The organism is Microbacterium sp. CPCC 204701 (genome assembly GCF_004010105.1).
In the GTDB taxonomy this organism is placed as follows: Bacteria; Actinomycetota; Actinomycetes; order Actinomycetales; family Microbacteriaceae; genus Microbacterium.
Genome location: NZ_RRYE01000092.1, coordinates 1 through 9,136, shown reverse-complemented (window position 1 = coordinate 9,136; position 9,136 = coordinate 1). Strand labels below are relative to the sequence as shown.

Sequence of the window (9,136 nt, the reverse complement as noted above, 5' to 3'; positions counted from 1 at the left end):
CCGCCGCGCGGGCGACGAGCGCGCGGGCTTCGGCCAGCGCATCGCGCGCGACCTGCTCGACGGTCGCGATCGTCGCAGCCGCGGCATCCGCTCGTCCCTCGCGCGACTGCCGGCCCGCGCGCTCCGCGAAGATCACAAGCCCCGCGAGGGTCTGGGCGAGGGTGTCGTGGATGTCGCGAGCCAGCCGCTCCCGCTCCGCGGCGGCGCCGCGATCACGACTCAGGGCCTCGAGGGCGGTCTGCGCCTCGGTCAGTTCGGCGACGAGCCGGGCGCGCTCCTCGCCGAACTCGGCGATGCCTGCGACCCACAGCCCGAAGGCCACCGAGAATGCCAACGAGAACGCGCCGGTCGCCAGCCCGGTGACGATCGACCCGCCGTCGAGGCCCCCGCCGACGGCGATGCCGCCGGCCACCGCGGACGCGATCACGGCCGACGCGATGATCCCGCGCCGACGGGAGCCGCCGATCACCCACGCCAGCGGATAAGCGAGCGCCTGCATCATCGCGAGGAAGCCGGACGCAGCCGACCCCACCCCCACCGCCACCGCCGCGATGGCGACGAAGACCGGGAAGCGCCACCCGGGCTCGGTCCCGATGGCGGCGCGTCCGATGGCGACGTACCCGAGAGCGAACAGCGCGATGGCGGCAACGCCGATGGCGAGCCGCCAGGGCTCGCGGGGCCCGAACTCCATGAGCATGGCCGCCGCGATCACGACCGAGCCGGCCGCGACCGCGACGTCCCACCATCGACGATTCAGCAACGTATCTCCTTCGCTGCGGGACCCAGGCTACGCGTCGCGGCGGATCCAGCGGAAGGTGAGCCGCGACAGCACGAGTCCGACCACCAGCCACACGCCGAGCACGATCGCGACCGTCGCGAGGCCCCATTCACCGCCCGGCTCGAGCGCCGCGTACTGGTCGGGAAGGAAGACGGCGCGCATGCCACGGGCCATCCACACCAGCGGGAAGATCGACGCGATGCTCTGCAGCCACTCCGGCAGCTGCCAGAAGGTGAAGTAGACACCCGAGATGAACTGCAGGATGAGCGCGATCGGGATCACCACCGCCGCCGCGCTCTTCGCGCTGCGCGGTACGGCCGACAGGGCGATGCCCAGCAGCGCCGACGTCGTGATTCCGAGCACGAACACCCAGGCGAACGTCGCCCAGCGCCCGGGCTCGGTCGGCAGCTCGACGCCCAGCACAACGGCGGCGACCGTCAGCAGCAGGGCGGCCTGCAGCACGCCCGTGACGGCGACCTGGCCGATCTTGCCGAGGAAGTAGCTCACCGGCGACAGCGGCGTGCCGCCGAGGCGTTCGAGGGTGCCGTCGGCGCGTTCGAGGGCGATGTCCATCGCGAGGTTCTGGAAGCCCGACAGCAGCAGGCCCGCGGCCAGCATGCCCGGCAGATACAGCGCCGCCATCGAGAGAGCCGGCGTGTCCGGCGTCGGCTGCACGACCTCTGAGCCGAACGCGACGCTGAACAGCCCGAGCATGAGCACCGGGAACAGGAACGTGAAGAAGAGCGTGTCGCCCGAGCGGAAGTACTGCAGCAGTTCGAACCGCGCGCGCCACACCCCCGTCGGAAGGACTCCGGGCATGCGGCCCGCCGTGATCGTGCTCATCGCGCGACCTCCTTTTCGTGGGATTCGGTGAGATCGGATGCCGCAGCCTCCGCCACCAGGTTGAGATATACGTCTTCCAGGCCGGGGCGCACGATCTCGAGCTCCGCCGGCTCGCCGCCCAGGCGCTGCGCGAGCGCGGTGGCGAACGCGAGGGGGTCGTCGGTCCGCTCCTCTCGGAGGGCGCCCGCTTCGAGCCATCGCACGATGGGCACGCGAACGCCGGGTCCGCCGAGCGTGTCGAGCCGCCCGATCGCACGCAGGCGGCCGGCGGCGATCACCCCCGCACGGTCGGCCAGCTGCTCTGCCTCGTCGAGGTAGTGAGTGGTCAGCAGGATGGTCGCGCCGTCGGTCTGCAGCGTCCGGATCAGCTCCCAGAACTCGCGCCGCGCGACCGGGTCGAAACCCGTTGTGGGCTCGTCGAGGAAGAGCAGGTCGGGGCGGCCGACGATGCCCAGCGCGACATCCACACGCCGCTGCTGCCCGCCCGAGAGCTTCCCGATGCGCGTCCCCGCCTGCGCGCTGAGGCCCACCGCCGAGATCACCTCGTCGACGTCGCGCGGGTTCGGGAAGAACCCGGCGAACTGCCGCAGCTGCTCGCGGACGGTGACCAGGCCCGCCTGCCCGGTCGTCTGATGGACGATCCCGAGCCGCGCCTTCCAGTCCAGGCCGCCTGCGGCCGGGTCCACGCCCAGCACCGCGACCTCGCCGCCGTCACGACGGCGGTACCCCTCGAGGATCTCGACCGTCGTCGACTTTCCCGCCCCGTTGGGGCCGAGGAGGGCGAATGTCTCGCCGCGGGCGATGTCGAACGACACCTCGTCGACGACCGCGCGCCCACCGTAGCTCTTCCGCAGGTTCCGCACCTGCACTGCTGGAGTTCTCATGACTCCAGGCTCCCGGTGCGCGGATGCCGCTGGCAGCCGTCATCCGCGGGAGGAGGCATCCCCCATTCGGTGGATGCGGCGGGTCAGGCGCGGGTGAGATCCGGCACCGACACCGCCACCGGACGGGCCGAGGATTCCTCCTCCGCGCGAAGGAGGCGCTGCCCGCGGATGCCGCCGGCCAGCGTCCACGCGAGCAGCCAGGCGCCTGCGCCGATGGTGACGATCGCGGCCGCGCGCAGACCCGCCTCGGGATCGATCAGGACGGCGAGGCTGATGAGCGACACCACCCCACCCACGACCGCGCCGGTGGCTCCGATCATGGTCAGCACGCAGCCGCGCGCGAGCCACCACGCGACGCCGCCGGCGAAGACGAGAACGATCGCGAAGACCACGGCACCCCAGATCCATGCATCCACGAGGCACAGGCTACCCCCGGGGTCCGGTCGCCGGAAAGCCCGGCGCCGACCCGGCGTTCCCCACGTGGCACGCCATCCTGCACGTTCTCGGTCCACGGGGGCGGGATCGGCCGCTGACCGCGGCGGCGCGGCCGACTACGCTCGAAGCGTGACCGAACGCGCACCGCTCTCCCGCAAACTCTCCGCCATCGCCGAGTCCGCGACCCTCAAGGTCGATGCCAAGGCGAAGGCACTGCAGGCCGCCGGCCGTCCCGTCATCTCGTTCGCGGCGGGCGAACCCGACTTCGCGACTCCGCAGTTCATCGTGGATGCCGCGGCCGAGGCGCTGCGCGACCCGGCGAACTTCCGCTACACGCCGGCTGCGGGCCTGCCGGTGCTCCGCAAGGCGATCGCCGCGAAGACGCTCCGCGACTCGGGGCTCGAGGTCGACCCGTCGCAGATCATCGTGACCAACGGCGGCAAGCAGGCCGTGTACCAGGCCTTCCAGACCGTGGTGAACCCGGGCGACGAGGTGCTGCTGCCGGCCCCGTACTGGACGACCTATCCCGAGGCGATCGCGCTGGCCGACGGCATCCCCGTCGAGGTCTTCGCAGGGGCCGACCAAGACTACAAGGTGACCGTCGAGCAGCTCGAGGCCGCGCGCACCGCGAAGACGACGGCGCTCGTGTTCGTGTCGCCGTCGAACCCGACCGGCTCGGTGTACACGCCCGACGAGACCCGCGCCATCGGCGAGTGGGCCGTCGAGCACGGCATCTGGATCATCACCGACGAGATCTATCAGAACCTCGTCTACTCGCCCGAGGGCTCCGACGAGCCGGTCAAGGCCGTCTCGATCGTGGAGGCGGTCCCCGATGCCGCGGCCCAGACGATCCTCGTCAACGGGGTCGCGAAGACCTATGCCATGACCGGCTGGCGCCTGGGCTGGATGGTCGGCCCGAAGGACGCGATCAAGCTCGCGGGCAACCTCCAGTCCCACCTCTGCTCGAACGTCAACAACGTCGCGCAGCGGGCCGCCGTGGCGGCGCTGGGCGGCCCCCAGGACGAGGCCGAGCAGATGCGCCAGGCGTTCGACCGCCGCCGCCGCGTGATCGTGAGCGAACTGTCGAAGATCGACGGCGTGGCGGTGCCGACGCCGCTCGGGGCGTTCTATGCGTACCCCGATGTGCGCGGCCTCCTCGGCCGCGAGTGGGCGGGGGTCACGCCGACGACGACGCTCGAGCTGGCCGACCTCATCCTCGAGAAGGCCGAGGTCGCAGTGGTCCCCGGCGAGGCGTTCGGGCCGTCGGGCTACCTGCGGCTGTCGTACGCCCTCGGCGACGACGCGCTGCTCGAGGGCGTGCAGCGCCTGCAGCGCCTCTTCGAGAGCTGAGACCGCCGGCCGCCGCCCGCTCGATCTTGGCGAATCGCCACGACCGATGCGCTCGGCGTGCAGATCCTGGCGATTCCAGGGCCACGGGCTTCCTCCCCACCTAGGACTGCGCACGCGTTGCTCACAGACGACGTGTTCGCACCCCGGAGAGCCCGGCCGACCGCAACCATCGGGGGATGAAGCCGCCACGTCTGCCTGCACACCTGGTCCCCGCCTTCACCTTGAAGGAGGGGAGGAATGCCGGCCTCGACGAGAAGCAGCTCCGCAGTCGCGCCCTCGGCAGACCCTTCCATGGTGCGCGCACCGTTCGGGCCGTCGACGGGTTCGCGCGACTCGAGCTCCTGATGCGGACGGTCCCCACGCACGCGTTCGCCTGTGGACCGACAGCCGGTGTCGTGTGGCGCGTCCCGCTTCCCGCCGCGGTGCAGCGCGACGCGCTCGGCCGTCCCACCATCGCGGTTCTGCACCCCCGCAACCGACTTCGCGGCCGCGGGATCCGGGGTCGTTCGCTCAAGCTGGACCTCGACGACCTGGTGACGCGTCGCGGCATGAGGCTGACGAGCGCCGCCCGCACGTGGCTGGACCTGTCCGTGGACCTCGACCTTCCCGCGCTGGTCGCCGTCACCGACCACCTCATCTCGCGGCGCCGGCGCCACTGCACGATCGAGGACCTTGCAGCAATGCATGCCGGCTCGCCGCACACGCCCGGCGCGGAGAACCGTCGGCGCGCGCTGGCCATGTGCACGGATGCCTCGGAATCACCCCGCGAGTCCGAACTGCGCTGCGCACTGGAGCTGGCAGGCCTTCCGCGCCCGGACTGCAATGTCAGGATCTACGACGGCGCACGGTTCGTCGCCCGCGTCGACATCATCTACCCTGCGGAGAAGCTCGTGGTGGAGTACTACGGCGACCATCACCGCGACCCCGACCAATGGAGCCGGGACGAGATGCGGCGCGCCGAGCTGGAATCCCTCGGCTACCGCGTGACCGTCGTCACGCGCCGCGACTTCGACGATCTCGTGGCGCTGGCCGCCCGCATCCATCGCCTTCTTGCGGCATGAGTGCGGCGCACCTCACCGCCCAGTCGCCACAGATGTCGGTTCCGCCGCGACCGACATGGCCACTCGCCAAGAACGCACACCGCGGATCAGACGGGATGCCTCGAACTGGGGCATCCCCCTCACACGCCGTTCGGTGGTCCGACGACTCGCCACGAATGCCGCCCGCCGCGCGACGAAACAGGCGACTCGCCAAGAACGACGAGGCAAAGGGCCGGGCGGAGAGGGCGAGCGGAGTCGCGCGCGAGCCTCGGTTACAGTTCGACGTTCACGAGCACGGGCTCGGGCTGCAGGTTCAGGCCGAACTCGGACTGCACGCGCCCCTGGATGAACCGGGCGAGCTCGGCGAGCTCGGCGGCGGTGGCGTCTCCGCGGTTCGTGAGGGCGAGGGCGTGCTTGCTCGACAGTGCGGCGCGCGAGCGCGGCAGCTTGAAGCCCTTGCGCAGGCCCGAGTGCTCGATGAGCCATCCCGCGCTCACCTTGACGTCGGGCTGGCCAACCGTCGGCGGCGGCACGTAGCCGTCATAGGCGGCGAGCGGGATGACGAGCACCGGGTCGAGGTCGGGCGCCACCGGCCACCGCGGGCACTCGTCGGGAAGCGTCCGGGCGAAGGATGCCGTGACCACCGCGTTCTGGAAGAACGACCCGGCGCTGTAGGTGTCGGGGTCGTCGGCGTCGAGCACCATGCCCTTGCTGCGGCGGATCTCGAGGATGCGGTCGCGCACCCACGCGAGCGGCATCTCGTCGTCAGGCCCGAGCCGCAGCGCGGTGCGGAGCTGGTCCCCCGCGATGCGCCGCCCGCCGTGGCCGATCTCGGCGAGGTCGAGCGTGACCGTGAGGATCACGGCACGACGGGCGGGCGCCGAGCCGTAGTGGTGCTTGAGCACCGACGTGCGGAAGCCGAGGCCGAGCTCCGACGCGGGCACCGTCGACACGTCGCCGGTCGATTCGTCGAGGAGCTCGACCTCGGCGAGGGTCTGCACGATCTCCTGGCCGTACGCGCCGACGTTCTGCACCGGCGCTGCGCCGACCGTGCCGGGGATCCCCGACATCGCCTCGATGCCGGCCAGGCCCTCGGTCACGGCGTACGCGACGAGTTCGTCCCAGTCGTGGCCCGCCTGGACCTTGAGCCGTGCGCGACCCGGCACGGGTGACGGCATCCGTTCGATGCCCTTCGTGAGGATGCGCACGACGGTGCCGTCGAAGGGCTCGTCGCCCACGAACAGGTTCGACCCGCCGCCCAGCACCAACCACGGATCACCGGTCGCCCACACGTCGCGCAGCGCCGAGACGAGTTCGTCGCTCGTCGCGGCGTCGACCATGCGGGCCGGGGCGGCGCCTGTGCGCAGCGTCGTCAGCCGCGCGAGCGGGATGGGAGTGACTTCGGGCATGCGTCAGACGGTCCGCACGCGCACCTGCGCCTTGACGAGCACGGTGACGCCCTCGTACGACACGGTCAGGTCGATGCGGGCGGACTCGTCGTCGACGGCGCCCACCTTGGCGACCACCGTGACGTCGGCGCCGTCCTCGACGTCGACCACGACGGGCTTGGTGAACCGCACGCCGTACTCGAGGATGCGCGCGGTGTCGCCGAGCCACGGCTCGATCGTGCCGACCGCGAGTCCCATTGTGAGCATGCCGTGCGCGAGCACTCCCGGCAGCCCGACGGCGGCGGCGACATCGTCACGGTAGTGGATGGGATTGAAGTCGCCGGATGCCCCGGCATAGCGCACGAGGGATTCCCGGGTGAGCTGCACCGTGCGCTCGGCGACGACGTCGCCCACGACGAGGTTCGCGAGCGCGGTCATGCGCCGCCCTCCCCCACGAGCAGGACGGATGTGGTGGTCACCACATGCTCGCCCGCGGCATCTCTGATCTCGGACTCGCTCGTCACCATCGCGGCGGCGCCCATGGCGCGGATGCCGGTGACCGCGAGCTTCGCGGTGAGCTCGTCGCCGGCGACGATCGGCCGCGAGAAGCGGAACTTCTGCTCGGCGTGCAGCACGTTCTCGAGCACGATGCCCGAGTCGGGCTCGGCGAGCAGCTGCTGGAGAGTGGCATCGGTGACGACGATCGCGAAGGTCGGCGGGGCGACCACGTCGGCGTAGCCGAGCGCCTGCGCGGCCGCCGGGTCGACGTGCTGCGGGTCGTCGGCGAAGACGGCGCGCGCGAACTCGCGCACCTTCTCGCGACCCACGAGGTAGGGGGCCGTCGGCGGGAACTCTCGTCCGACGAGCTCGGGGTTCACTGGCACCAGGCCATCCTACCGAGGGCATCCCGCACGCCCGCCGGGAGCGGCGTGGGGCGGTGGAGCCCGGTCAAGCCCGGCGACCGCGGATGGCCCGCACCGCCAGCTGCACGGCGATCACCACGAGGTACGCCGCGAAGAGGAGGTTGGCGACGAACGGGTCGACCAAGGTCGCCACCCACGCGCCGAGAGCGGTCGTCGTGCATGCCGCGACGCCGACCACCGCAGCCGCCGTCAGATCGACATTGCCGCGACGCAGGTTGCCGATCGTGCCCGACAGCGCGGTCGGGATCATCATCAGCAGCGACGTGCCTTTCGCGACGAGGTCGCTGGTTCCGAACAGCACCATGAGCGCCGGCACGACGACGATCCCGCCGCCCACACCGATGAGACCCGAAAGGATGCCGGTGACCACACCGAGCACGACGAGTCCGGCGCCGCTCAGCCAGGTGAGCGCGAGCTCCGCGTCCCGCGACGGGATGATGAGGAACAGGCTGACGATGACCGCCACGAGGAAGCCGACGAACGCCCAGCGCAGCACGGTCAGCGGCACGCGCGGGAGCATCCACGTGCCGATCTGCGCACCCACCACCGCACCCGCGGCGAGCAGCAGCGCGGGGATCCACGCCACCGAGTCGTGCAGTGCGTACGAGATCACGCCCACGGCGGCCGTCGGCACGATCGCGGCCAGCGACGTGCCCGCCGCGAGTCGCTGGTTGAACGTCAGGAACAGCACGAGGAATGGCACGATCACCGTTCCGCCGCCGACGCCGAACAGCCCCGAGAGCAGCCCCGCGAGCAGGCCGATGCCCGCGCACGTCAGCAGGAAGCGAGCGCCGCGCGGGCGCTGGTCGAGTTCGGTCACGCCTACTCGATCGCGTCGATGGCCCACTCGCCCTCGACCGCGACGACGGTGTAGGTGTAGGCCACCGACATGGGCTCAGGCGCATCGAGCGGCTCGCCGGTGTCGTCGAGCACGGTGACGTAGGTCTCGGTGGTCGTGACGGTGATCGCGTCCTGCTCGGTCGCGACGTCGTCGATTCGCACCTCGTACTCGTCGACGGAGTCGTCGAAGACCTCGGCCTCGGCGACGAACGAATCGCAGTCGCCGATACCGCTCGATGCCCGGAACTCGTCGGTCGTCGATGCCTCGAAGGCGTCGCAGTCCGCGTCCTGCCATGCGTCGTCGTAGAGCTCGACGGCGGCGACGGCGGCGCGCTCGTCGTCGGACCCGGCACCGCCGCCGGCACCGGACGTGGCGGCGCTCATCAGCAGGATCGGGATGAGCACCGCTGCGGCGATCACGATGCCCAGCAGCACGAGGCCGAGCACGAGCCAGAGGATCCACAGCTTCGAGCCGCTGCGCTGGTCGGTGGCGGCGGTGAAGCCTCCGCCTGGATAGCCAGGCGCGCCGCTTCCCGGGTGCGCGGCCAGGTAGGCCGCAGGGTCGCCCGGGTGCGGCGGATGGGCCGACGGGTCGCCGGACTGTGCGGGGTCGCCGTCCGCCTGCGCCGGAGAGCCGGGCTGCGCAGGGTGAGCG

At 71.5% G+C, this 9,136-nt stretch carries 11 protein-coding genes; 2 read left to right on the top strand and 9 right to left on the bottom strand.

Annotation, left to right across the window (positions count from 1 at the left end; genetic code table 11):
• From EIO58_RS07890 to EIO58_RS07875, 4 genes are all read right to left on the bottom strand, one after another.
• Positions 1-760 (bottom strand): histidine kinase (locus EIO58_RS07890; RefSeq protein ID WP_240658637.1); only part of this gene is annotated, 760 nt, incomplete at its 3' end.
• A gap of 27 nt (positions 761-787) precedes the next feature.
• Positions 788-1,621, bottom strand: a complete 834-nt coding sequence (locus EIO58_RS07885; protein ID WP_127819068.1) for an ABC transporter permease — start codon at positions 1,619-1,621, stop codon at positions 788-790.
• On the bottom strand, positions 1,618-2,505 hold the full coding sequence (locus EIO58_RS07880) for an ABC transporter ATP-binding protein (RefSeq protein ID WP_127819067.1): 888 nt from the start codon (positions 2,503-2,505) through the stop codon (positions 1,618-1,620). The genes EIO58_RS07885 and EIO58_RS07880 overlap by 4 nt, the downstream gene beginning before the upstream one ends.
• Positions 2,506-2,588: 83 nt before the next feature.
• Positions 2,589-2,921: a hypothetical protein gene (locus tag EIO58_RS07875; protein WP_127819066.1), complete on the bottom strand. Its 333-nt coding sequence runs from the start codon at positions 2,919-2,921 to the stop codon at positions 2,589-2,591.
• A gap of 148 nt (positions 2,922-3,069) precedes the next feature.
• On the opposite strand from EIO58_RS07875, the gene EIO58_RS07870 reads away from it, so the two are divergent.
• Positions 3,070-4,290 (top strand): pyridoxal phosphate-dependent aminotransferase, encoded by a 1,221-nt coding sequence (locus tag EIO58_RS07870; RefSeq protein WP_127819065.1) that lies wholly within the window; start codon positions 3,070-3,072, stop codon positions 4,288-4,290.
• Between the two features lie 176 nt (positions 4,291-4,466).
• The gene (locus EIO58_RS07865) at positions 4,467-5,351 is read left to right on the top strand and encodes an endonuclease domain-containing protein (RefSeq protein WP_127819064.1); all 885 of its coding nucleotides are present in this window, start codon (positions 4,467-4,469) and stop codon (positions 5,349-5,351) included.
• Positions 5,352-5,602: 251 nt separating this feature from the next.
• Here EIO58_RS07865 and EIO58_RS07860 read toward each other — a convergent pair whose 3' ends face one another.
• The 5 genes from EIO58_RS07860 to EIO58_RS18705 all read right to left on the bottom strand — a co-directional run.
• The gene (locus tag EIO58_RS07860) at positions 5,603-6,739 is read right to left on the bottom strand and encodes a UDP-N-acetylmuramate dehydrogenase (RefSeq protein WP_127819063.1); all 1,137 of its coding nucleotides are present in this window, start codon (positions 6,737-6,739) and stop codon (positions 5,603-5,605) included.
• 3 nt (positions 6,740-6,742) lie between these two features.
• Positions 6,743-7,156, bottom strand: coding sequence for a MaoC/PaaZ C-terminal domain-containing protein (locus tag EIO58_RS07855; RefSeq protein WP_127819062.1), 414 nt, complete (start codon positions 7,154-7,156; stop codon positions 6,743-6,745).
• Positions 7,153-7,602 carry an FAS1-like dehydratase domain-containing protein gene (locus EIO58_RS07850; RefSeq protein WP_127819061.1) on the bottom strand — a complete coding sequence of 150 codons (450 nt, stop codon included), beginning with the start codon at positions 7,600-7,602 and terminating at the stop codon, positions 7,153-7,155. The genes EIO58_RS07855 and EIO58_RS07850 overlap by 4 nt, the downstream gene beginning before the upstream one ends.
• A gap of 64 nt (positions 7,603-7,666) precedes the next feature.
• Positions 7,667-8,461, bottom strand: a complete 795-nt coding sequence (locus EIO58_RS07845; RefSeq protein WP_127819060.1) for a sulfite exporter TauE/SafE family protein — start codon at positions 8,459-8,461, stop codon at positions 7,667-7,669.
• Between the two features lie 2 nt (positions 8,462-8,463).
• Positions 8,464-9,136, bottom strand: a 673-nt coding sequence (locus EIO58_RS18705; protein ID WP_446723908.1) for a hypothetical protein, incomplete at its 5' end; no start/stop codon positions are given.